Consider the following 24194-nt stretch of genomic DNA (forward strand, 5'->3'; position numbering starts at 1 on the left):
GTCTCGTTAATGGACAGTGGCCGATTACTGATGACGGTCAGTGTACGGCAACAAAGACAAGTAACGCGCACGCTTGATAGCGCGGGCCAGCTGACGCTGGTATTTTGCACGAGTACCGGTGATACGGCTCGGAACAATCTTGCCGCTTTCAGTGATATAGTTTTTCAGCGTAGCGATATCTTTATAATCAATCTCTACAACGCCTTCCGCGGTGAAACGGCAGAATTTGCGACGACGGAAATAACGTGCCATGTGGCTAGTCTCCAGAATCTATCAATTCAATCTGCTCGGCATGTAACACTATCTTGCTTAGACCATTGCGCCCTTGATGGCAGCTAATGAATCCGTGCACGGTAAGTTGCGTGCCGACCGTTATACTGTGGGTAACTGCTTGTGACGAAAGTCCGCTGACAATCACGGGCATACGACACCATGCTTGCCGCTTCAATCCGGCTTCCTCTTGCGTCGAGCGGTGCTCAAGCACGAACTGACAGTGAGGAATACCTGACGGGCTGACCTTACGAATGGGCGTCTTGCACACGGTGCCAGACAACACCAGACGGTTCACCGTCACCACAACAATTACTCTTCAGAATCCCCTGCATCCACATCATCGCCAGCTTCAGCGAAATCTTCACGACGCTCACGGCGTTCGTCTTTCGCTTTCACCATTGGAGATGCTTCAGTTACCGCGTGCTTAACGCGCATAACCATGCTGCGGATAACGGCATCGTTAAAGCGGAAGTTTGTTTCCAGCTCATCGATCGCTTCCTGCGGTGCTTCAACGTTCAGCAGAACGTAGTGAGCTTTGTGCAGTTTGTTGATCGGGTAAGCCAGCTGACGGCGGCCCCAGTCTTCCAGACGGTGGATCGTGCCCTGCGCACCAGTGATGGTAGCAGTGTAGCGCTCGATCATGCCCGGAACCTGTTCGCTCTGGTCAGGATGAACCATAAATACGATTTCGTAATGACGCATCGAATTGCTCCTTACGGATTATTCAGCCTCCTGTCTGGGTCAACCGCGGCCCGTGGAGGCAAGGAACGTGTATGTGTGCGGCTGAAAAAATGACGCGTAAGTATAGTGCTCGACATTAAAGAACACAAGGAAGAAACACAGGAGTTTTCTGCGTGGTGATATTTCAGCGTTAGGAGCAAAATTACAGCGTCCGCTGGAAGAAATCAGCCCCCGCCTGCAACGCCGTCGGCGTAATACGATGCGCCACACCTGGCTCGGTCAAATACGTCAGATTAGCCAGTTGCTCGCGCGCCTGTAATGCCTGGTGGAGACGTGCGCTTTCTGCCGCAGGCACGACATCATCCGCCTCACCATGCCACACAAACAACGGCCGACTGGACAGTGCCTCCAGCCGCGTGGTGACATCATAATCAGCGAGCTGGGCCGCTAACGCCTGCAACACCGCCTGATTCTCTTCGCGATCGGCCGGAACCGGAGGAAATAGCGTTGAGGATAACGTGGAGAAGTAGCCGGAACCCATAAATGCCGCCACCGCCGTAATCCAGGGATAGCGCGCCATGCACCCCAGTGCGCTCATTCCGCCAAGTGACGCGCCGCAAACGCCAACCCGTTCCCCGTCGATCAGACCACGTTGCCGATATTCCGCTACATAACCAGGAAGTTCTTCAATATTCGATCGCAGGATATCCCAAAAATGACGCAACCGCTGCGCTTCATCCCCGTCATAACGGGCACCATGCATGGCAGCATCGGGTAGAATCACTCTGAATCCAGCCTGAGCCAGCGCATAGCCAAAATACGAGTACACCTCTTTTGACGAGCAGTAACCGTGGAAGAAAAAAATCGTCGGCAGAGGCTGTTCCTTTCTTCCCGCAGGCACCGCATGAATCACATCTATACCGCTGCCGAGTTTATCCAGTGACATTTCAACCATATTTCCCTCGTATTCCGTTCTGTCAGCACACTTTTATGTAGCGAAATCGTATTTAGCAACAAGGTCACAACCTTTTACGATAAACCCGCTCACAATAATCTTCCTATCTCAGTAATGTTATTAATTTCATGCTTATTTAAGCAGCGCATTTATGTAAATAAAAAAATTGCATTGATCCAGATCAATTACTGAAATGGATATTTACACTCCGTGATTAAATTTTTTTTATTTACTGCCGTTAACGCATGTGAAGTAAGACTAAAAAATAACCTTTTTATTATAAGAGACACACATATGTTGGGACTTTCCTTTAAGCACTGGGGTTTGGGTATCAAGTTATCAATTATCGCCTCCCTAAGCGTGGCGATATTGTTCATAGCTTTCACCCTTACTCTTACCCGCTCCGCAGGCGATCAACTAAAATCGTTGACCCTCAATGACATGCAGAGCCAGGTGAATGGAGTCACCGACATGATCAACATGTACGATACCAGCCTACAAGCTGAGGTCAGCAACTATACGCGGCTGCTAGCGAGCTTTCTGCCGACGCGGTTTTCACTGGATACCGTTAACCGTACCCCTTTCGGCAGCACACCTCAGCCGACACTAAAGGCTGGCGATACGGTATTGAACCTCAACACCGAGGTGACGGATGACTTTCTGAGCCGTACTCACGCAATCTCAACAATTTTCGTCCGCGATGGAGAGGATTTTACGCGCATCACTACTTCACTGAAGAAAGAAGATGGATCGCGCGCAATGGGCACCAAACTCGATCGAGAAAGCCCGGCCTATGCACTTGTCATGAAAGGTGAAACTTACAGTGGGTTAGCAACGCTGTTCGGCAAACAGTACATCACCCAGTATCAGCCGATACGCGATAGTGAAAACAAGGTCATCGGTATTCTGTTCGTCGGCGTCGATATCACGAAGCAATTTACCGAGATGCAACACACTATTCTGAACAAGAAAATGGGTGAGACAGGCCATTTCTTTGTCCTTAGCACGAAAAAAGGAAAGGATGCAGGTAACTATCTTTACCACCAAAGCAATGCCAACCAACGTCCTGACTGGTCAGAAGGTGCATTAGAGAAAGTGCTGGCAACCGGTAATGGTACGATCGAATACGACAACAACACGATGACGGGCGAAGAGAAAACCCGGATCATGGTGTATCGCAGCATTCCGCAGTGGAACTGGATTGTTGCAGGCACGGTGAGTAAAGAAAGCTTAATGGCAGAGATTAATCATACCCGTAACCTGTTCTTAGGCGGCGGTATTATTCTGGTTCTGCTCTTCGCTGCATTCTTTGTCGTGCTAACGCGCAAATGGCTGAGCCAGCCGCTGGTTGAAATCGTCAAAGTGGCAGAACAATTTTCTGCCGGTAACCTGACGGCCACGCTTTCCAGCAACCGGAGCGATGAAGTGGGTCGCTTGATCGATGCGATTAACGGCATCGGGCAGGGGTTAACGACTATCGTGTCGCAGGTAAGAAGCTCCTCTGAGGAAATCAGTGCCAGCACCGATGCGCTTGCCGCTGATAGTGAAAATATCAGTGAGCAGATTGCCCGTCAGGCCAGCAGCGTCGAAGAAACCTCTGCCAGCATGGAGCAGCTCTCCGCCAGCGTGAAGCAGAATGCCGATAATGTCTCCGCCGCCAAAGATCTGGCAGAGCAGAGCGCAGCGGCGGCACGCAACGGCAGCCAGACCGTCACCGACTCAGTTTCTACGATGAGTGACATCAAAAATTCATCGCAGCGGATCGCCGATATCACGACGGTGATCGAATCTATCGCTTTCCAGACCAATATTCTGGCGCTTAATGCTGCCGTAGAAGCCGCTCGCGCGGGCGAGCACGGCAGAGGCTTCGCCGTGGTTGCTGCTGAAGTGCGCGCGCTGGCACAGCGCAGTTCTACTGCGGTGAAAGAGATCGAAAGCTTGATTGATGAGTCGCTGGAAAAAATCGAAGCGGGCTACCATTTCTCAGAAAAAACGCAGGCGGTAATGGACGACTTACGTAACCGCATCCTGCAAGTCAGCACCATCGTGAACGATATTGATATCGCCTCACGCGAGCAGTCCGCCGGTATCAGCCAGGTAAACATCGCGATTGTACAGATTGGTCAGGCAACGCAGGAAAACGCCATTCTGGTCAACAATTCGGAAGACACGGCGCAGAGTCTGCGTCAGAAAGGCCACCACCTCAGCGAGTTGGTCAGCGTCTTCCGTATTTAACATCCACCCATACCCTAAATAATTCGAGTTGCAGCAGGCGGCAATCGCACGAATCCCCAGGAGCTTACAAAAGTAAGTGACTGGGGTGACAAATCTGCCGGGAGCAGATTTGAACGCTGCTTGCAGCGGCCCTTTAGGGCGAGGCCCACGACGGGCCGAGTATTTAAGAGAAGCCAACGCACATGCAGCTTGAAGTATGACAGGTATAGCGGCCATCAAAGGTATTGCGCGATGGCCGCCACTTAAGTATTATGCCGACGTTTTTTCACCCATCCCCCCACTGACAAAGGAGACGACATCATGACAACACTTACTCTGATTCTTTGCAGGACATCTCGGGACTAATTCCGCATTCTTTTCCGCTTTGCGTTATCCCCCCAGCTGTAGCCTGCCTTACCCTATTTTTAAATTGATCAGCAGGATGATCTATGGGCAATGCTATTCGCTCTATTTCGGCGCGCGTCAGTGTGATCGCGACGGAAAATACCTGGATTGAAGATAAAGCAATCCAACAGCTTCAAATTACCTCACAGCTTCCCGATATGGTACGTGTGGCCGGTATGCCAGATTTGCACCCAGGCCGCGGTTACCCCATTGGGGCAGCATTTTTTTCACAACAGCGCTTCTACCCCGCTCTGGTCGGAAATGATATCGGCTGCGGCATGGCGCTATGGCGCACTGGCCTGAACGCCAACAAAATTTCGCTGGATAAGCTGGAAAAACGGCTTGGCAATATCGATGGGCCACTAGAAGACGATGACGATATTCCACCCGCGCTGGCAGATTTCCGCTATTCGCTGGGCACCATCGGCGGCGGTAACCACTTCGCAGAATTGCAGCAGCTTGATGAAATTTATCAGCCAGATACGCTGCACGATCTGCGCATTGATCCTAAACAACTGCTGTTGCTCGTGCATAGCGGCTCACGCGGATTAGGACAAACCATACTGGAAGCCCACGTGCGGGAATTCGGTCATCAGGGTCTTGAAGCCAACACACCAGCCGCAGAAGCCTATCTGGCACAGCATCAGTTTGCGCTGACGTTTGCCACCAACAATCGGCGACTGATCGCTCAGCGAATGCTGGAACGTTGGCATACAGAAGGCGATGCCGCACTGGACGTGAACCACAATCTAGTGACACCGACAACGATTGAAGGCATTTCTGGCTGGCTGCACCGCAAAGGCGCGACACCCGCCGACTGCGGCCCGGTTATCATCCCCGGCTCACGCGGCGACTACAGCTATATCGTCCAACCTATCCCTCACGCCGACAGCCTGTATTCACTGGCGCATGGCGCGGGGAGAAAGTGGATGCGCACGGAGTGTAAAGATCGTCTGTCTTCACGTTACAGCGTCCAGCAACTGGCGCGTACTCGCTTCGGCAGCCGCGTAATTTGCCAGGACAGGCAACTGATTTTTCAGGAAGCCCCGGAGGCCTACAAACCGATAGACAGCGTGATTGGCGCGATGCAGCAGGCGGGATTAATTACTCTGATTGCACGCCTGAAACCGGTGCTCACCTATAAAACGCGCGGGGAGGATAAATGATATTACTTCAACTTTCTGCCGCGCAGGGCCCCGACGAATGCATGCTCGCAACGGCAAAAGCGTTACAAGCTCTACTACGCGATGCAGCACGACAAAGTATCGAGTGTGAAATTATCGAAACCGAAGCAGGGAAACGTTCCGGTACGCTACGTTCCGCACTGGTTCTGTTAAACGGCGATCGGGCGGAACCGCTGGCTGCCAGCTGGTGCGGTACGCTCCAGTGGACATGCAATAGCCCCTGGCGTAAAGGGGGTGGACGTAAGAACTGGTTTATTGGCGTCGCACGCTTTCATCAGGAGCAGGCGTTTGCCGATAACGAGATTCGTTTTGAAGCCACGAAATCCTCCGGTCCCGGCGGGCAGCATGTGAATAAAACCGAGTCTGCCGTCCGCGCTACCCATGTCGCCAGCGGCATCACGGTGAAAGTGCAGAGTGAACGCAGCCAGCATGCGAATAAGCGTCTGGCCTGTTATCTCATCGCCTACCGTCTGGAAACGCTACAGCAACAGCAACACGCCGAACTACGCGCGCAGCGGCGTCTGTTCCACCATCAGATAGCGCGCGGCAATCCGGTAAAAGTCTTCAAGGGCGAAGATTTTACGCTGGTTGCTTCCCACTAACCTCAACTAACGGGCGGGCATCGATTGCCTGCCCGTGATTTTCCCCCTCGCTAAAGAGAGGGCTATCAGTGCGCTGAGAGCGTTCCCGTATCATCACGCAATGGCGAATCAGTACGACATACACGCCGCATTCAGAATCCCACCGCTGAGCGAAGCAGCACAGAGAAAAGCACCGGACGCAATATCGTTATTCTGGATATGTTGGCTGAGACGCGGCATATACAGGCGCACCGCAAAATAAATCAACAGTTGCACCACCAGCGCGACCACACCCCAGGTGATGTAATCCACGAGGCTCACCGAATTAATCGCCGCACTGGAAAGTGGAATCACATAACCAATCAACGCCCCACCAAATCCAATCGCGGCCGTACCATTGTTCTCTTTAATCAGCGCCCACTCATCATGCGGCGTAACGCGGGTATAAATAAACAAAAAGGCCAGCACCATGGCAAACCCGATAAAGAAATAGGACGCGAAAGCGAGTAGCGACGTAACAATAGGCATAGCGATATTCCTTTTAAATGAGACACGTTGGCGCGCCAGCAATAGGTAAGGGAAAGAATGGAGAATTATAGATGATTCGTGCAGAGCAAAGCGCTTATTGATAAACAATGCAGGAATCCCCCGCACGGCGCTTTACCACTCTGGCCGTTGTATCCACACGAATATCCTCACATTGTTTGAGAAAATGAATAAGTATTGCGTCTGAAATGCCGATAACGGGTGAGGCATTTTTTATCAGTGATATAGGAGTCTGTTCCACTTTCATCACCTGCCCTTTTTACACAACACACAACGACAACTAATCCGTTATTGGCCTGCTATGACGGTAATAATTAATGAACAAAAGGAAGAAGTTTATGCTGCGCTGGATGTCATTTCAAAACCTGTCGGTAACACGCAAGTTATTGGTAGGGTTTGGTTTATTGCTCATCATGGGGGTAATCCTTTCCATGGTCGGCTTTTATGGATTATACAATAGCGACCAATCATTAAAGCGCATCAGCCGTCTGGGTGCCATTTATGACAAGACCGTTGTCGCCCGAGAAGGTAACTTTGGTTATGCGCTAGAACGTAAGGCGCAGTATCTGGAACAGCATGACAGCGCTATCGGCAATATCAGTGGAGAGCTATCAGCACTGCTGAAGGAAATTGATACGGGACACTGGCCTGCGGAAGATAAAAGCGCCATTCAGGATATCAGCGCGTCGCTCAATACCTACCTGACCCAGCGCCAGCAGGTCATGAGCCCGGATGTCAGCCAACAGCGGCTCAGTGAATTGAACGATCAAATGGCGCTGTTGCAGGAAAATATCAATAAGCTTTACTTCACGGAAGAGAGCCGCGCGGGCCGTAACGTCATCAGCAGCGATATTCAACTGGGCGTGATTACGCTGATTGCCATCATACTCGGCCTGACCACCGCAATTGTTATTTCACGGCAGATCGTTCGCCCATTACACCAGGCGCTACACGCGACTCGCGCCATTGCAGAAGGCGATCTCACGGTACACCTTCACAATGAACGCCGTGATGAGTTAGGCCAGCTGATTTCGGCTATGGGGCAGATGAACAACAATCTGCACAGCATGATTGATAAAATTCGCCTCAGCGCGAATCAGATCTCCTCTGCCGCAGGGGAAATTACCGCCGGTAATGCCGATCTTTCCGTCCGAACCACGCAGCAAGCCGCTGCACTGGAAGAAACCGCCGCCAGTATGGAACAGCTGACGTCAACGGTAAAACAAAATGCCGATAACGCCCATCAAGCCAACCGGCTGGTTATGGACGCCTCTGATACCGCAAATCAGGGGGGAGAGCAGGTTTCTAAAGCGGTTAATACCATGCACGGCATCGCACAGAGTTCTCACCGTATTGCTGAAATCACTTCAATGATTAACAGCATCGCGTTCCAGACTAATATCCTGGCGCTCAACGCAGCAGTAGAGGCTGCGCGAGCCGGTGAACAAGGTCGTGGTTTTGCCGTCGTCGCCAGTGAGGTACGCAATCTGGCACAGCGCAGCGCGCAGGCCGCAAAAGAGATCGATACGCTCATTGGCGAGTCAGTTTCACAGATTAATAACGGTGCGGCACTCGTTAACAGCGCAGGGAAAACAATGGAGGGGATTGTACAGTCCGTGACACAGGTCCACACCATAATGAAAGACATTACTACCGCCTCGGACGAGCAACATCGCGGTATTTCTCAGGTCGGTCAGGCAATCATAGAGATGGATCAGAACACGCAGCAAAATACCGTGCTGGTCGAGCAATCCTCTTCTGCCGCTCACTCGCTGGAGCAACAGGCGATCGTGCTTTCTGATGCCGTTTCTGTCTTCCGGCTTTTACATCCTTCACAGCAAGACCTTCGCAGGCTGGCAAACCCCGCAGCCTAACCCCAACGACAGAGAGGTGCCTTATAGCACCTCTCTGCTATCAGATACGACGCTAATCACCCGCGCTGGCGAACGGCTTCAAACAGACACACGCCAGTGGCAACAGACACGTTCAGTGAAGACACGCTGCCCGCCATCGGAATACTGATCAGCTCATCGCAGTGCTCACGGGTCAGGCGACGCATCCCTTCCCCTTCCGCGCCCATCACCAGCGCCAACGGCCCGGTCAGTTTACTTTGGTACAACGTATGATCGGCTTCACCCGCCGTGCCGACGATCCAGATATTACGCTCTTGCAGCAGGCGCATCGTGCGAGCCAGATTGGTCACGCTGATGACTGGCACCGTTTCCGCTGCCCCACAGGCCACCTTCTTCACCGTCGCATTCAACTGTGCCGAACGATCGCGGGGCACAATCACCGCATGCACGCCAGCGCCATCAGCATTACGCAGGCACGCGCCCAGATTATGCGGATCGGTCACGCCGTCCAATATCAACAGGAAAGGCGTTTCCAGATTGTCTAACATCGCAGGCAGATCGTTTTCCTGATATTTCCGCCCTTCTTTGACCTTCGCTACGATCCCCTGATGCACCGCGTCTTCAGCCTGCTTATCCAGCCACTGCCGATTCGCCACTTGAATGACGATACCTTGCGCTTCCAGCTCGGCAATCACAGGCTGAAGGCGACGATCGTCGCGCCCTTTCAGAACAAAAACTTCCAGAAAACGCTGCGGGTCGCGCTCAAGCAGTGCTTTAACCGCGTGGATACCGTAAATAATTTCGCTCATTAATACTCTTCAAATTAACCATAACAGGCAGAACCTGTTCATTAGAGATAGAGGCTTACCCGGCTTCCTCCTCTACATCGAGGAGGAAGCTGGCTAGTTAACCTTACTCAGCAGATTTTTTCTTTGCGCGTTTAGCCTTGGTTGCAGCGGCGATTTTACGCGTTTTCTCTGCGTTCTTTTTCGCTTTATCGCGGTTCTTTTTCGGTTTGGCTTTTGGCTTATCCGATTTCGCGTTGCGTTCGCCTTCTTTGCGGAATGCCGCATCCGGCTCAAAGTTTGCAGCAGCTTTGCTTGGACTACGACGACGTCGACTTGGCTTAGCCTCACGCGACTCAGGTTTCTTCGTCCGGTCACGCGCAGTTTTGCCTTCGCCACGCACCTTGCGCGTACTGGAAATCAAGGCGAAATCAATGTTGCGTTCGTCCATATGCACAGCTTCAACGCGGATTTCTACTTCATCACCCAGACGATAAACCTGCCCACGCGATTCGCCGATCAGTCGCTGACCGATATTATCGTAACGATAATAGTCATTATCCAGCGTAGAAACGTGCACCAGCCCATCGATAAACAGATCTTTCAGGCGCACGAAGAAGCCAAAGCCGGTCACGCTGGCGATAATCCCCGTAAAGACTTCACCCACATGATCCTGCATAAAGTCGCACTTCAGCCAATCCGCAACGTCACGTGTGGCTTCATCCGCACGGCGCTCCGTCATCGAACAGTGCATACCCAGCTGTAGCATCTCGTTAATATCGCTATGCCAACCGCCCGTTGACGTCCAGCGCTCATGGCGATCGCTCAGCAGGTACTTAATCGCACGGTGCAGCGACAGGTCAGGATAACGACGAATTGGCGATGTGAAGTGGCCGTAAGACGTCAAGGCCAGCCCGAAGTGACCGCGGTTTTCCGGGTCATAAATCGCCTGCTTCATCGAACGCAGCAGCATGGTTTGCAGCATTTCCCGATCGGGACGCTCCGCGACCTCGTTCATCAATTCCGCGTAATCTTTCGGCTGCGGCTTCATTCCGCCTTTCAGCGTCAGCCCCAGTTCGCCCAGCACGCTGCGCAGGGCTAATACATGGTCTTCGCTCGGCTGATCGTGTACGCGGAACAGCGCGGGTTCTTCGTTCTTCTCCACAAATCTCGCGGCGGAGATGTTCGCCAGAATCATGCACTCTTCGATCAGCTTGTGCGCGTCATTACGCACCACGGCTTCCACACGGTCGATGCGACGTTCAGCGTTAAAAATAAACTTCGCTTCTTCGGTCTCAAACGCGATGCCACCGCGCACTTCACGCGCGTGTTCCAGCGCTTTATACATATGGTGTAGCTCTTCCAGCCCGCCGACCAAAGGCTTGTAGTGCTCACGCAGCTCGGCATCGCCTTGCAGAATGTTCCACACTTTGGTGTAGGTCAGACGTGCGTGTGAGCTCATCACCGCTTCATAGAATTTGTAGGACGACAGCTTGCCCTGTGCCGAGACAGTCATTTCACAGACCATACACAGGCGATCAACCTGCGGGTTAAGCGAACACAGCCCGTTTGACAGCACTTCCGGCAGCATCGGTACAACCTGCGACGGGAAGTACACCGATGTGCCACGCGCCCGCGCTTCATGGTCAAGCGCCGTATTCGGCCGAACGTAATAGCTCACGTCCGCAATCGCGACCCACAAGCGCCAGCCGCCGCCACGTTTCTGTTCACAGTACACGGCGTCATCAAAATCACGGGCATCTTCGCCGTCAATCGTGACCAGCGGCAGCTTACGCAGATCCACACGACCTTTTTTCGCGGCTTCCGGTACCTCTTCGGAAAGATCCTTCACCTGCTCTTCGACTTTAGGCGGCCAGGTGTGCGGAATATCGTGGGTACGCAGGGCGATATCCACCGCCAGCCCAGTACCCATATTGTCACCGAGGATCTCAACGATCTTACCGACCGCCTTCGTGCGGCGCGTTGCGCGTTGCGTCAGCTCAACCACGACCACAAAGCCCATGCGAGCGCCGTTAATTTCTTCTTTCGGGATCAGAATATCGAAGCTCAGACGGCTATCATCCGGTACGACGAACCCAACGCCAGCATCGACAAAATAACGGCCGACAATTTGTCCAGTACGCGGTTCCAACACCCGAACAATACGCCCTTCGCGGCGTCCTTTACGATCCGCACCCAGTGGCTGTGCCAGCACAACATCGCCGTGAATCGCCCGTTTCATCTCTTCAGCCGACAGATAAAGATCGTCTTTGCGACCTTCCACACGCAAGAAGCCGAAGCCATCACGGTGGCCGATCACCGTGCCACGCAGCAGATCGAGCTTTTCTGGCAGCGCATAGCATTGGCGGCGAGTAAAAATAAGCTGACCATCGCGCTCCATCGCACGCAGGCGACGGCGCAGCGCTTCGAGGGGTTCTTCTCCGGTTAATTGCAGGTCGGCGGCTAATTCTTCCCGGCTGATCGGGGTATCGCGCTTGGCGATGTGCGCCAAAATATATTCACGGCTAGGGATAGGGGATTCGTATTTTTCTGCTTCTCGTTCCAGGAATGGATCTTGTGACATTGCGGTTCCTCCGTTGTCATCAGCAGGAGGCTGAATAAAATTCATTCAACCAACAATAATTTATAAAGCGGCGGGTTTTCTTTGACCATATCAGCCAGCGTGTATTGATCCAGCTCATGCAGAAAATTTTGTACCGCCTGTTGAAGCACCTGCTTCAAGCGACAGGCTGGCGTAATGTGGCAAAACTCATGGTTACAGTTAACCAGCGTGAGCGGTTCCAATTCGCGTACAACATCGCCAATCCGAATAGTTTCTGCCGGTTTCCCAAGACGAATACCGCCGTTTTTGCCGCGCACGGCCATTACCAACCCAGCACGGCTAAGTTGATTGATAATTTTGACCATATGATTACGAGATACGCCATACACTTCCGTTACCTCCGAAATGCTGGTCATTTTCCCGCTCGGCAGTGACGCCATATAAATCAGCGCCCGCAAACCATAATCCGTGAAACTTGTTAACTGCACATAAACCTCGGATACCTCTGGGTATCATTGACAGGCGTATGGGGTACGCCCCTGAAAAAACAATGCTATTGACAGATAATAAACCAGGCACAAACACTACGGCTAATTATTTATACCCTTTGGGTTGCAAGAGATTGGTCGGTGGTGCCCTGCTTACCAAACCTTTTTACCTCTGCCATATCTTTTTAATTTTATCTCACCGCAACACAGATAACGTATTCTCTTTTGTTACACATCACATCTAGCGTGGGCTATCCCCCACGGAAGCGGCGTAAGGAAAAGGACACCATGGGGCTGAAAAATATTTCTATCCGCACCGGCTTATTAACGTTATTGCTGTTAACGACCCTGTTGCTGCTTATCGTCAGTAGTATGGGCGTCGTCGCGATTAAGAAAGACAGGGAAACACTGACTGCACAAAATCAAATTCAGGGGATTGAGCTGGGCAACCTGATGAACGGATACAATCAAACGCTTAGCGCCCGCGCCTCAGCAACGCTCGCCGTCAGGAAAATCGAAATCGGATTGCTGGATGACGGTGCTAAAGAAACCGGAATCGTAGAAAAACACCTCCACCAGTCACAGGAAGACATTGAACGCGCCATCAAATCGGTCGATGCCGATCCAAAGCGTCAGGCGCTGGCACAGGACGTGTTAAAAACCTATCAAGCCTATTTTCAGCAGGGTATGAGCCCGATGCTGAGCGCGCTGCAAAAGCAGTATACCGACGAATATTACGACGTACTGGAAAAACAGCTCGGCCCGCTGAGCGAGGCCTTTGATTTATCAATCCAAAACTTCCGTCAGTATGCCCAACAGCTTTCCGAACAGGGCTTGGCGCAGTCTGAACGTAATGAACGCATGATGCTGTTGCTGATTGCCATTGCCAGCCTGTTATCCATTACGCTGGTCGCATTAGCCTGGGTCGCGCTGCGGCACATGCTGCTCAAACCGCTGGATTATGCCATTGAGCAGTTGGAACTGGTTGCCGCTGGTAACCTGACCCGCCGCCTGATGCAAGGCGGAGACAACGAACTGGGTCGACTCAATGATGCTATCGGCCGCATGCAGGGTGCGCTGCTGGAGTCGGTCAGTCAGGTACGCGACGCCAGCACGCAAATCGATCTCGGTAGCCGCGAACTGTTTGAAGAAAATGCTCAGCTTTCCCAACGCACCGAAGAGTCCGTTGCCGCGCTAGAGCAGACGGCGGCAAGCATGGAGCAATTGAGTGCCACGGTGAAGCTCAATGCCGATCACGCCGAGCTTGCACATCAACTCGCCAATAACGTCTCGAACACCAGCAGCCGCAGCAACGAGTCAGTCTGCTATGTTATTGAAAAAATGCAGGAGATCGCCACCAGCGCCAAACGCATCAATGACATCCTCAGCGTCATCGACGGCATTGCGTTCCAAACCAACATTCTGGCGCTGAACGCCTCCGTCGAATCCGCCCGCGCAGGCGAACAAGGCAGAGGTTTTGCCGTCGTCGCCGGAGAAGTACGTAATTTGGCGCAGCACAGCGCGCAAGCCGCGAAAGAAATCCGCTCACTGATTGTAGATTCACAAACTCGCGTGTCTGAGGGGCTTGAATTAGCCTCTAAAGCAGGCGAGACCATGGATGAGGTGACCGACGAAATCATCCGTATTACACAGCTGATGCGCGACATTTCCACCGCGACACAAGAGCAGCATCGCGGTATTGAGCAAGTAAATGTTGCCTTTACGCAGATAGATAAAGTGGCTCAACACAACGCACAGCTCGTCAAAGCCTCATCCGCCACCACGCGGTCGTTGGAACAGCAGTCTCAACAGCTCATGCGGTCTATGTCGCTATTTCAGGTAGAACCTCGCCTTTCCTAATCCACAGATCTACATCACCAGTGGTCAGCCTCACGTTGACCACTGGCATTATAAAAAATCGTCACTGCTTTCTACTCATTACGTACAGCACAGAATAAATAATGAGAAAAAGCAGGAACCCGCTACCCACTTAACGCACATACTTCATACATATACTTTCAGATAATTTGAGTATTATTTTTTTGCCGCTATTCTCTGTTTTTGCACATAAGCGTATAAATAGAGTTTCAGCGTAAAAACGGCCAGAACCACCACGTCAATACATTGAATAAAAAGACAATGAGAGAAACACCTTATTGGTGGTAGGCGTTGTGCATTTCAGGTCATTAATTACATGCCAATAAAATATTTATTAATATAATTAATAGCTAGCTATTTTATTAATTCGGCCCATTGCTTTTCGCGTAAAAAAGGACTGCCGATAACATCGCAGACGGCGTTGTGATAAACGAATGCCTCTGGCAACAGCGAATCAAGGGTAAAGACAGAAAGAACATAGGCAAATATAAACATGAATAATCAGTCAGTTGATGTTGATTTGATTACCAGGTTTGACAATGAAGCCAAACTGCACGCGCTCAATTCCGTTTATGCCATCGCCGAGTTTGATATGGCAGGGAAACTGGTTGAAGCCAATCCTCTTTTTTGCAAAATGCTGGGCTATAAAAAAGAAGACATTATTCAGAAAAATCACACGTTCTTTCTGCCAGAAGGATTGCGCCAAAAACACGATCATTTCTGGCACGATGTGATCAAAGGAAATATCAATGCGGGAGAATTCCAACGAAAAAACCAAAAAGGGGACATTATTTGGCTCCACGCCGCTTATACGCCAATTATTGATCATTCCGGTCGCCACATTGGCGTAATAAAATTGGCGCTTGATATTACTCAGGAAAAGCGTCTGATGTCGGAACATCGAGCACAGCTAGAGGCAATTGAAAATGCGCAAGGCGTGATCGAATTTGATAAAGATGGCTACATCACCCACGTCAACAAACACTATCTGATGCTAACAGGCTATGAAGAAAAGGAAATTCTTGGCCTGCACCACAAATCGCTTTGCGAACCCACTTATACCGAACAGGCTGACTATCAAACATTCTGGGAGACCTTGCATCGAGGCCACCCCATTAGCGGACGCTTCCACCGACTGGGTAAGGATAATCATTCATTCTGGATACAGGCGACCTACAGCCCAATCATGGATAGTGAAGGTAATGTGAGAAAAATCATTAAATATGCTCACAACATCACGCAAAACGTTGAAACCGAAAAAAAAGCCCATCAGCAAGGTATCATTCTCGATATCCTGTTATCAGTCCATGACAGCTTTCTACTCGACCATAATCTCCCCTCAGCCTGCGATAAAGTCTTTGAACGCCTGCTCGACGTGACCAACAGCAGCTTCGGTTTTATCGCCACGTTGCAGGAAGATGAGGACGGGCAATCGCTCTATCTTCCCGCTATATCCAATCTTACCTGGGATGAAGAAACCCTGGCTTGGTACAGGCACCAGCGAAGAATCCACGGTGGTCTGAAGTTACGTAAGCTTGATAACCTGTTTGGCCATGTTGTAACCCAAAATACGGTGGTCTGCACCAACAACCTGCTGAGACAAAAGGCCGGGCGGGATCTTCCCCCCATCCATCCTGCGCTGTATTCCCTGCTCGGCATTCCTATCACCCACAACGGTAAAGCGATCGGAATGATCGCGCTAGCTAACCGTCGGGAAGGTTACGATCAAACGATGATCGAACTACTGGCACCGTTGGTGAAAACGCTCGGTATTATTATTCACGCCCGTTCGCTGGAAGATGAGCGCACACAGGTAGAGGCCTCTCTCCGCTTTAGCGCGGGGCATGATTTTCTTACCGGCTTGCCCAATCGCAGCAGTTTCTTCGAGCAGGCCAGTGCTTTTTTCCAACTCAGGCAGCAAAACCAGCACGCGGACAAAAGCTGTCTGGCCATCATTGATATCGATTTCTTCAAAAATATTAATGACAAATATGGCCATCTGGCTGGCGATGCCGTTCTAAAAGAGCTGGCGATGTTGATGCGTATGTCATTACGTCAGGAGGATCTGGTTGCCCGTCTCGGTGGTGAGGAGTTCATCATCTTGTTAAAAGATGTCTCCTATCAAACGGCGGTAATGACGATTGAGCGTATTCGTAAATCGATTGAGCAACATACGCTGGAATACGACCGCCAGAGTCTGCATTTTACGATCAGTGCAGGCATTGCCGCCTACCGACCTGAACTTGCCTCCGTTGAAGATTGGATTCAGCTAGCCGATGAAAACCTTTATTCCGCTAAACGGCAAGGTCGCAACTGTGTGAAATAAGCCCGTCCCGACAGCGCTGCTGATAGCTTTGTTCGAACGTTTGCATTCCCACTGCCGTTCCCGTCTGGATCAAGCCGGGAAGCTGGTGCGTTTTCCCCTCACGAATCAAGTTGCTGACTGCCGCTGTCGCCGTCAGCACTTCATAAAGGGCGATTCGGCCACCTTGCACTGCGGGCAACAACTTTTGCGCCACTACGGCTTGCAAACAGGTTGCTAACTGGCTGCGAACATACGCTTTCTCTTCACCGGGGAAGACATCAATTAGCCGATCAACGGCCTGCGATGCACTGCGTGTATGCAGCGTTGATAGCACCAAATGGCCGGTTTCCGCCGCCGTCAACGCCAGACGAATCGTCTCCGTATCGCGCAGTTCCCCTAGCAGAATAACATCGGGATCTTCCCGCAATGCCGCTCGTAGCGCCTGCGCAAAAGATGCGCTGTGTGCACCGATCTCTCGCTGTTGGATCAGGCATCGTCGGCTGGTATGGATAAACTCGATCGGATCTTCCAGCGTGATCACATGGCGATCGCTGCTGTCGTTTAAGCTCCCAACCATTGCCGCCAGCGTCGTGGATTTACCGCTGCCCGTCGCACCAGTGATCAGAATCAGCCCGTTTGGCTTCCCCAGCAGTGTCGCGAGGACGGGTGGCGCATGTAATTCATCCAACGAAGGTTGAACAAACGGGATAATACGCAGCGCGACAGACAACCCTTCCCGCTGGCGAAACACATTGACCCGCAGGCGCTGCCCATCAGGCAACATTAACGCCCCATCCACCTGCCCTGCCTGGCGCAATTGCTCTTTCTGAGTCGGTTCGAGCCAGGCATCGCACCATTGTGCCACCTGCTCCGGCGCTAAACATGGTAAGGTATTTTCAGGCTGTAGCCGCCCATCCATACGTAACACCGGAGGATGCCCGCTACAAAGGTGCAGATCCGAGGCATTATGTTTTACACTACGCGCCATCCACTCATCCAACTCCATAGATTAACCTCCTGAATAACCATGACGACAATCCAGCAGAATCTACAGGACATCCGGCAACAAATCGCCACCGCCGCACAGCATTGCGCACGGGCACCAGAAGAAATTACGCTACTTGCAGTCAGTAAAACCAAACCTGTGAGCGCGATCGAAGAAGCCATTGCGGCAGGGCAATGTACGTTTGGCGAAAACTACGTTCAGGAAGGCGTGGAGAAGGTTCATTATTTCCAGAAAAATCACCCGGACACGTCGTTGGAATGGCACTTTATCGGCCCACTACAGTCCAATAAAAGTCGACTGGTAGCCGAGAATTTTGACTGGTTTCACACGGTGGATCGCCTGCGTATAGCGCAGCGCTTGAGCGAACAACGTCCGACCGCCCTGCCGCCGTTAAATGTTCTGTTGCAGATTAATATCAGCAACGAACCGAGCAAATCCGGCATTATGGTGGCTGAACTTGCAGAACTCGCCGCCAGTGTCGCCGTATTACCTAACCTGCGTCTGCGCGGCCTGATGGCGATTCCGGCACCGGAAACCGATTATGAACAGCAGCTTGCTGTTTTCAAACAAATGGCAGCGCTGTTCCAAACATTGTCAGTAAATTATCCGCATATTGATACACTCTCTATGGGAATGACAGACGACATGCGCGCAGCGATTAATGCAGGCAGCACGCTGGTGCGCATCGGTACGGCAATCTTTGGCGCACGGGACTATTCGGCAAAAAACGCATAAACAGTCAGCCAAAAGCGTATAAACCGCAGAGACAGCGCCTGAACGGCACGCCGTCTTTGACAAACAGGTGAGCAACGAGGATGCAGATGCAGCAACATAAAATAGCGTTTATTGGTGCCGGGAACATGGCGCAGGCCATTATCGCCGGATTAGTCAACGGCGGTTACCCCGCTCAACATATCAGCGTCTGCGCCCCTTCGGGCAAAAACCGCGATGCACTGGCAGCACAATATGGCGTCATCAGCAGCGCGGATAACGTGCGCTGCGCGCAGGAAGCGGACGTCATTGTTCTGGCCGTCAAACCACAGATGATGGCGACAGTGTGTGAGCCACTGGGTGAGCAGGTCAACTTCACCGGTAAGCTGGTGCTCTCGATTGCGGCGGGAATCAACATCGCCCGTTTTCATGCGCTGTTGGGTGAGCCGCTGAATATCGTGCGGATCATGCCAAATACACCGTCTCTGGTCGGCAAAGGGATGAGCGGGATGTACGCCCCTGCGTCCGTCAGTCAGGCCGATAAAGACTTCACCGCACAGCTAATGCAGAGCGTCGGTAAAATTTGCTGGGTAGATAGCGAATCCGGCATTAATGGCGTGATCGCCGCGGCGGGCAGCGCACCAGCCTATTTCTTCCTGTTTATGGAAGCGATGCAGCAGGAAGCGATTCGCCAGGGGTTTGATCAAGAAACCGCTCGCCTACTGGTGCAACAGGCTGCGTCAGGCGCGGCAGCATTGGTTGAAGCCAATCCTGATACGCCGCTGTCGACTCTGCGGGAGAATGTCACCTCCAAAGGTGGCACCACGGCAGAAGCGCTACGGGTGTTTAACGAACAGCAGTTAACGCAAACCGTGGCTGAAGCCATGCAGGCGGCGATTGCTCGCGCACAAGAAATGGAAACGCTTTTTTAATCAAAAGCGAGCCCCCGATTCTTTATCTGATTAAGGAAAAGACGTACTTATGCTCACCCTGACTTTTCTGGTCAAAACGCTGGTTGACCTCTATGTAATGGTCCTGCTGCTGCGCATCTGGATGCAGTGGTCACGCAGCGATTTCTATAACCCGTTATCGCAGTTTGTCGTCAAAATCACTCAGCCGATTGTCGGGCCGCTGCGTCGTATTCTGCCGTCGCTAGGACCGATTGATAGCGCCTCACTGCTGCTGGCCTTTATTCTCACGACCATTAAATACCCTTTGCTGCTATTGATTCAGGTGGGTGCAATTTCCCTCAGCCCAATGAATCTGCTGGTCGGGTTTATTTCGCTGATTAAATCCGCGGGTTATTTGGTCTTCTGGGTCATCATTATCCGTTCTATCATGAGCTGGGTCAGCCAAGGCCGCAGCCCCATTGAGTATCTATTGCATCAGTTGACCGAACCGCTAATGGCACCGCTCCGCCGCATTATTCCCGTAATGGGCGGCATTGATTTCTCTGCCATGGCCGTCATTCTGATTCTGTATATGCTCAACTATCTGGGCATGGATCTGTTTCCGGGGCTATGGTTCCTGCTGTGAGTGCCATTACTCGCCACGGCGATGCGCTGGTGATTCGGCTGTATATTCAGCCGAAAGCCAGTCGCGATCAGATCGTGGGTTTACATGGCGATGAACTGAAAATCGCCATTACCGCCCCCCCGGTTGATGGGCAGGCTAATGCCCATCTGACCAAATTTCTCGCCAAACAATTTCGGGTCGCCAAGAGTCTAGTTGTGATTGAAAAAGGCGAACTCGGGCGGCATAAACAGATTAGAATTACCCATCCGCAACACATCCCGGCTGACGTCGCGGACTTCATTGAATAAATACGCAGGACAAGACGATGCAAAAAGTGGTTTTGGCTACCGGAAACCCCGGTAAAGTGCGCGAGCTCGCCAGCTTGCTGGCCGATTTCGGTCTGGATATTGTGGCTCAAACTGAACTCGGCGTGGATTCTGCCGAAGAAACCGGCCTGACCTTCATCGAAAACGCCATCCTGAAAGCACGTCATGCGGCGCAAATTACAGGGTTACCGGCCATTGCCGATGATTCCGGGCTGGCTGTCGATGCATTGGGCGGCGCACCGGGCATTTACTCGGCGCGCTACGCGGGTGCAGAAGCCAGCGACCAGCAAAATCTGGATAAGCTGCTACTGACCTTAAAAGACGTACCGGATGAAGAGCGGCGCGCCAGCTTTCACTGCGTGCTGGTGTATCTGCGCCACGCGGAAGACCCGACACCGATTGTCTGCCACGGCAGTTGGCAGGGTGTGCTGACGCATGAAGCCGTGGGCAGCGGTGGCTTTGGCTATGACCCGATCTTCTTCGTCCCTGAGCTGGGTAAAACAGCAGCAGAATTAACGCGTGAAGAGAAGAACGCACAGTCCCATCGTGGTCAGGCGCTGCGCCTGCTGTTGGATACGCTACGCAATGCTTAAGCTTCCCCCGCTCAGCCTGTACATTCATATTCCGTGGTGCGTACAGAAATGCCCGTATTGCGACTTCAACTCGCATGCACTAAAAGGCGATGTGCCGCATCAGGAATATGTCGATCATCTGCTGGCGGATCTGGATGCCGATTTGCCGCTGACGGGTGGCCGTGCACTGCACTCGATTTTTATCGGTGGTGGCACGCCTAGCCTACTGAGCGCAGAAGCGATGCAGGCGTTGCTCGACGGCGTTCGCGCGCGTATTCCGCTAACGCCGGATGCCGAAATTACGATGGAAGCCAATCCCGGTACGGTTGAAGCCGACCGCTTCAGCGGTTATCAGCGTGCGGGGATTAACCGTATCTCCATCGGTGTGCAGAGCTTCGATCCGCAAAAGCTGACGCGTCTTGGGCGTATTCACGGCCCGGACGAGGCCAAGCGCGCCGCACAGCTGGCGACGGGGCTGAAATTGCGTAGCTTTAATCTGGATCTGATGCACGGCCTGCCGGATCAGTCGCTGGACGAAGCGCTGGACGACCTGCGTCAGGCCATTGTGCTCAATCCGCCGCATTTATCGTGGTATCAGTTGACCATCGAACCTAATACGCTGTTTAGCTCACGCCCGCCAACGCTGCCGGACGACGATGCGCTGTGGGACATCTACGAGCAAGGTCACGCACTGCTGAGCGCGGCCGGTTACCAGCAGTATGAAACCTCCGCGTATGCCAAGCCGGGCTACCAGTGCCAGCACAACCTGAACTACTGGCGTTTCGGTGATTATTTGGGAATTGGCTGCGGGGCGCACGGCAAGCTGACCTTCAGCGATGGTCGCATTCTGCGCACGGTAAAAGTTCGCCATCCGCGTGGCTATATGCAGGGCACGTATCTGGATAAGCAGCACGATGTCGCCAACGACGATCGGCCTTTTGAGTTTTTCATGAACCGTTTTCGCCTGCTGGAAGCCGCCCCGCGTGCGGATTTCACGGCCTATACCGGTCTGGAAGAGCACAGCATCCGCTCACAGTTGGATCAGGCGCTGACGCAAGGTTACCTGACGGAAACCGCCACGCACTGGCAAATCACCGAACACGGTAAACTGTTTCTGAATTCCCTGCTGGAGCTGTTTTTGGCGGAGGAATAGCAACAATCAAGTAGGCACGTTTTCTCTGGTAAATCTGCCCACACTTTCCCCTTCTGGTTCTCTTTTTGCAACTTTTACAACGTTTGTTGCGAACCGCCTCCCTTTCCCATCAAGCACCGCTTGTACGCGGTGCGGAAATCCTTTTTCCTTGTACTAGAAGACGATGTCATCGTTAAGTACGCTACAGGCTTCTGATAAGAACAAATCTTACATCTGAGAACCGGAGGCATGATGGTCAGAACCATGACAATTAACCTTGGCGATGAACTTCACCATTACGTGAAATCAGGCGATTACCGCACGCAAAGTGAAGTCATTCGGGAAGCGCAGAGAATGCTACGGGAAAAACAGGCGGAGTCAGACCTGACGGTCTTTCAGGAGTGATTTGACACAATCTGATAAGTACAGAACAAAGAGTACCCATAACTTAAAATACTTCTCAAAGGACGATAAGTGCGTATAGAAGAAGAGGTTTTTCTCAGTGATTATGGCATGAGGCGAAAAAGGTTCGTCTATGATCGTCGTGTTCACCACAGCTACGTTTTTGTTGCTGGTAACGAAGTATATACGGTCATCGTTGGTAGCTTGGCTAACGAACCGACTTTTGCTCGAATTGGGTACAAAATGCCGACTGGTGTTCCATTCCCGGTTAACGGAATGGCAGAAGTTTATTTTGACGTCTTCGACGGCAATGATTTGGCCGATTTTCGTCACGTCAGTTTTGAGGGATTAGGGAGTGCTGTCGTTTTGCAAACGGTCTCGTTGGCGTTAATCGCACACTTTGAGAAATTTAACATTGGTGGTTTCGTTTTCCAGGCCGCATCAGGTGGAGTGGTTGATGTCGGTCGCCGCACTCCCTTGGAAGAAACGTATGACTATATGCTTGGGTTAAAAAATGAACCGCGCTATAATGAACGTACAGGGTTGCCAAAAAAACTCCGCGACCACTGATACCTGAAGATTTACATGCGTACAAAACAGTTACAGAGGGGAGAGCCTGCTATGTCGTATTATAATAATCGCGAACGCTCCATGCTTCTCCCTCTTATCAATGGTGAGAAGAAAGTGTTACAGGCGTTAGTTTCTGCAGAGTTGCAAACTCACTCTATCAACGCTGAGGCACATCTGCATGGCCTTAAAGCCAGCCTTACTGATGGTAAAAAACATTCTTCTTCTACCTTGCTACGCAGAAAATTGAAAGGTCGTCTTGTGCGTGAATTGCACGAGATTTAACAAAACCCTTTTTGCAACGTTCACAGCCTTAATTTCGAGTTGCTTCCCTTTTATATCAAGCAGACGCAACAAGATAGGCCTTGAACGTAAGGTGCTTGAGCAGGGCTTGTACTCATTTCCGTCGTCAGACATACGCTATTTTTTCTGTACGAAACAGATAGCGTCATTATTGTCAGAATACTTCATTCGTCGCAGGACATTGTGCGGCACCTCCAGCGGCCATGAGCTGCATTAGCTCAGACTTTAACTGACCGTTTTTCGCGGACAGAACACAATCACATCTGACTGGCTGTAATGAGCGACAGCGGACATAGCGACTCGCTATTAAGGCTGGTAACTAGAGTGCCTACTTTGCTTTATGAATTGGTTGTATATTCTTGCACATGAAAACACTTAGTGGATCTGCGATGTAAGGGGGAAAAGCCTCACAAACAACATATCCGCATCGGCGATATAGAGCTATAGCTACTTGCTGATGAATACCTGTTTCAAGGCGTAATTGGTAGCAAGCATTACTTAGCGCAAGATTTTCAAGAGATGCAACGACCTCTATCCTAGTTTACGGCCCCTAAACTCTGGGCGAATGTAGACCCGCTTCACCTCACCAAAGCCACCTTCCTGAAAGAGCAAAGCGCCGCAACCCTGTTGGAATTCCATGCTAATCTCTTGCAATGACACAGCGCAGTTTCTCATCACTGACAGTGGAAAAATCCAGACAATGATCACTTTCGACTGGATAAAGCTCACGTTGAAAAGCATCAAGCTCACCCACCAGACAGCCCAACTCAGCATCATCTTTATTAACTTCTGAAATGTAGAACATTGATCATCTCCAATTTATCTTTGGTCTGATGAATCTATCACTGAATTTCAACCCTGTTTTAAAAACCTTTGACTAACTAATTACTATTTATAAGAAAATATTTTATTGACCTAATGCACTAACTTCCACTTCTGGCACAAAGCC

General features: G+C 51.5%; 24 protein-coding genes and 1 pseudogene. 15 read left to right on the plus strand and 10 right to left on the minus strand.

Translation table 11 applies throughout. The annotated features are described in order from the left end of the window. Window positions 1-24: 24 nt before the first annotated feature. From rpsR to yjfP, 4 genes are all read right to left on the minus strand, one after another. On the minus strand, window positions 25-252 hold the full coding sequence (gene rpsR, locus A6301_RS04520) for a 30S ribosomal protein S18 (protein ID WP_005974788.1): 228 nt from the start codon (window positions 250-252) through the stop codon (window positions 25-27). Window positions 253-256: 4 nt separating this feature from the next. Further along, window positions 257-577 carry a primosomal replication protein N gene (gene priB / locus A6301_RS04525; RefSeq protein WP_107170004.1) on the minus strand — a complete coding sequence of 107 codons (321 nt, stop codon included), beginning with the start codon at window positions 575-577 and terminating at the stop codon, window positions 257-259. 5 nt (window positions 578-582) lie between these two features. Then, a complete protein-coding gene (rpsF, locus tag A6301_RS04530; RefSeq protein WP_005974793.1) occupies window positions 583-975 on the minus strand; it encodes a 30S ribosomal protein S6 in 393 nt (130 codons plus the stop codon). A 181-nt stretch (window positions 976-1156) separates the two neighbouring features. Then, window positions 1157-1909: an esterase gene (gene yjfP / locus A6301_RS04535; protein ID WP_107170003.1), complete on the minus strand. Its 753-nt coding sequence runs from the start codon at window positions 1907-1909 to the stop codon at window positions 1157-1159. Window positions 1910-2203: 294 nt separating this feature from the next. Here yjfP and A6301_RS04540 point away from each other — a divergent pair, with 294 nt between their 5' ends. The 3 genes from A6301_RS04540 to prfH all read left to right on the plus strand — a co-directional run bounded on the left by A6301_RS04540 (window position 2204) and on the right by prfH (window position 6314). Continuing rightward, window positions 2204-4144, plus strand: coding sequence for a methyl-accepting chemotaxis protein (locus tag A6301_RS04540; RefSeq protein WP_205540182.1), 1941 nt, complete (start codon window positions 2204-2206; stop codon window positions 4142-4144). Window positions 4145-4572: 428 nt separating this feature from the next. Then, window positions 4573-5694 (plus strand): RNA ligase RtcB family protein, encoded by a 1122-nt coding sequence (locus A6301_RS04545; protein WP_205540183.1) that lies wholly within the window; start codon window positions 4573-4575, stop codon window positions 5692-5694. Beyond that, entirely contained in the window at window positions 5691-6314 is a 624-nt protein-coding gene (prfH, locus tag A6301_RS04550) for a peptide chain release factor H (protein ID WP_107170000.1), read from the plus strand. The genes A6301_RS04545 and prfH overlap by 4 nt, the downstream gene beginning before the upstream one ends. 108 nt (window positions 6315-6422) lie before the next feature. Here the strand turns inward: prfH and A6301_RS04555 are convergent, their stop codons facing one another. After that, window positions 6423-6821 (minus strand): DUF350 domain-containing protein, encoded by a 399-nt coding sequence (locus tag A6301_RS04555; protein WP_137741253.1) that lies wholly within the window; start codon window positions 6819-6821, stop codon window positions 6423-6425. 356 nt (window positions 6822-7177) lie between these two features. On the opposite strand from A6301_RS04555, the gene A6301_RS04560 reads away from it, so the two are divergent. After that, entirely contained in the window at window positions 7178-8713 is a 1536-nt protein-coding gene (locus A6301_RS04560; protein WP_107169999.1) for a methyl-accepting chemotaxis protein, read from the plus strand. A 56-nt stretch (window positions 8714-8769) separates the two neighbouring features. Here the strand turns inward: A6301_RS04560 and rlmB are convergent, their stop codons facing one another. The 3 genes from rlmB to nsrR all read right to left on the minus strand — a co-directional run bounded on the left by rlmB (window position 8770) and on the right by nsrR (window position 12528). After that, on the minus strand, window positions 8770-9501 hold the full coding sequence (gene rlmB, locus A6301_RS04565) for a 23S rRNA (guanosine(2251)-2'-O)-methyltransferase RlmB (protein WP_107169998.1): 732 nt from the start codon (window positions 9499-9501) through the stop codon (window positions 8770-8772). A gap of 103 nt (window positions 9502-9604) precedes the next feature. Continuing rightward, a complete protein-coding gene (gene rnr / locus A6301_RS04570) occupies window positions 9605-12061 on the minus strand; it encodes a ribonuclease R (protein WP_234257208.1) in 2457 nt (818 codons plus the stop codon). Between the two features lie 41 nt (window positions 12062-12102). Continuing rightward, window positions 12103-12528, minus strand: coding sequence for a nitric oxide-sensing transcriptional repressor NsrR (gene nsrR, locus A6301_RS04575; RefSeq protein WP_103160677.1), 426 nt, complete (start codon window positions 12526-12528; stop codon window positions 12103-12105). Between the two features lie 288 nt (window positions 12529-12816). Between nsrR and A6301_RS04580 the strand changes: the two genes are divergently transcribed. After that, on the plus strand, window positions 12817-14388 hold the full coding sequence (locus A6301_RS04580) for a methyl-accepting chemotaxis protein (RefSeq protein WP_234257209.1): 1572 nt from the start codon (window positions 12817-12819) through the stop codon (window positions 14386-14388). A 511-nt stretch (window positions 14389-14899) separates the two neighbouring features. Beyond that, window positions 14900-16732, plus strand: coding sequence for a diguanylate cyclase (locus A6301_RS04585; RefSeq protein WP_107169995.1), 1833 nt, complete (start codon window positions 14900-14902; stop codon window positions 16730-16732). Here A6301_RS04585 and A6301_RS04590 read toward each other — a convergent pair. Beyond that, on the minus strand, window positions 16701-17717 hold the full coding sequence (locus A6301_RS04590; RefSeq protein ID WP_107169994.1) for a type IV pilus twitching motility protein PilT: 1017 nt from the start codon (window positions 17715-17717) through the stop codon (window positions 16701-16703). The two genes, A6301_RS04585 and A6301_RS04590, sit on opposite strands and share 32 nt — an antisense overlap. A gap of 21 nt (window positions 17718-17738) precedes the next feature. On the opposite strand from A6301_RS04590, the gene A6301_RS04595 reads away from it, so the two are divergent. The 9 genes and pseudogenes from A6301_RS04595 (at window position 17739) to A6301_RS04635 (ending at window position 23227) form a co-directional block, all read left to right on the plus strand. After that, complete coding sequence (locus A6301_RS04595; RefSeq protein WP_107169993.1) at window positions 17739-18452, plus strand: YggS family pyridoxal phosphate-dependent enzyme; 714 nt, start codon at window positions 17739-17741, stop codon at window positions 18450-18452. An 86-nt stretch (window positions 18453-18538) separates the two neighbouring features. Beyond that, window positions 18539-19360, plus strand: a complete 822-nt coding sequence (proC, locus tag A6301_RS04600; RefSeq protein ID WP_107170052.1) for a pyrroline-5-carboxylate reductase — start codon at window positions 18539-18541, stop codon at window positions 19358-19360. A 49-nt stretch (window positions 19361-19409) separates the two neighbouring features. Beyond that, window positions 19410-19964, plus strand: a complete 555-nt coding sequence (locus tag A6301_RS04605; protein ID WP_107169992.1) for a YggT family protein — start codon at window positions 19410-19412, stop codon at window positions 19962-19964. Further along, on the plus strand, window positions 19961-20251 hold the full coding sequence (yggU, locus tag A6301_RS04610) for a DUF167 family protein YggU (RefSeq protein ID WP_052902894.1): 291 nt from the start codon (window positions 19961-19963) through the stop codon (window positions 20249-20251). The genes A6301_RS04605 and yggU overlap by 4 nt, the downstream gene beginning before the upstream one ends. Window positions 20252-20268: 17 nt before the next feature. Next, a complete protein-coding gene (locus A6301_RS04615; protein WP_107169991.1) occupies window positions 20269-20862 on the plus strand; it encodes an XTP/dITP diphosphatase in 594 nt (197 codons plus the stop codon). Further along, window positions 20855-21994 carry a radical SAM family heme chaperone HemW gene (gene hemW, locus A6301_RS04620; RefSeq protein ID WP_107169990.1) on the plus strand — a complete coding sequence of 380 codons (1140 nt, stop codon included), beginning with the start codon at window positions 20855-20857 and terminating at the stop codon, window positions 21992-21994. Before A6301_RS04615 ends, hemW begins: the two co-directional genes overlap by 8 nt. 231 nt (window positions 21995-22225) lie before the next feature. Then, window positions 22226-22375: pseudogene (locus A6301_RS04625) on the plus strand (type II toxin-antitoxin system ParD family antitoxin); the annotation flags it as partial. Between the two features lie 72 nt (window positions 22376-22447). After that, window positions 22448-22945 carry a hypothetical protein gene (locus tag A6301_RS04630; RefSeq protein ID WP_234257210.1) on the plus strand — a complete coding sequence of 166 codons (498 nt, stop codon included), beginning with the start codon at window positions 22448-22450 and terminating at the stop codon, window positions 22943-22945. A gap of 15 nt (window positions 22946-22960) precedes the next feature. Then, a complete protein-coding gene (locus A6301_RS04635) occupies window positions 22961-23227 on the plus strand; it encodes a hypothetical protein (protein WP_234257211.1) in 267 nt (88 codons plus the stop codon). Window positions 23228-23885: 658 nt separating this feature from the next. Here the strand turns inward: A6301_RS04635 and A6301_RS22455 are convergent. Beyond that, on the minus strand, window positions 23886-24050 hold the full coding sequence (locus tag A6301_RS22455; protein ID WP_325175441.1) for a hypothetical protein: 165 nt from the start codon (window positions 24048-24050) through the stop codon (window positions 23886-23888). Window positions 24051-24194: the final 144 nt, after the last annotated feature.

The organism is Pectobacterium sp. IFB5596 (assembly GCF_021432585.1).
In the GTDB taxonomy this organism is placed as follows: domain Bacteria; phylum Pseudomonadota; class Gammaproteobacteria; order Enterobacterales; family Enterobacteriaceae; genus Pectobacterium; species Pectobacterium punjabense.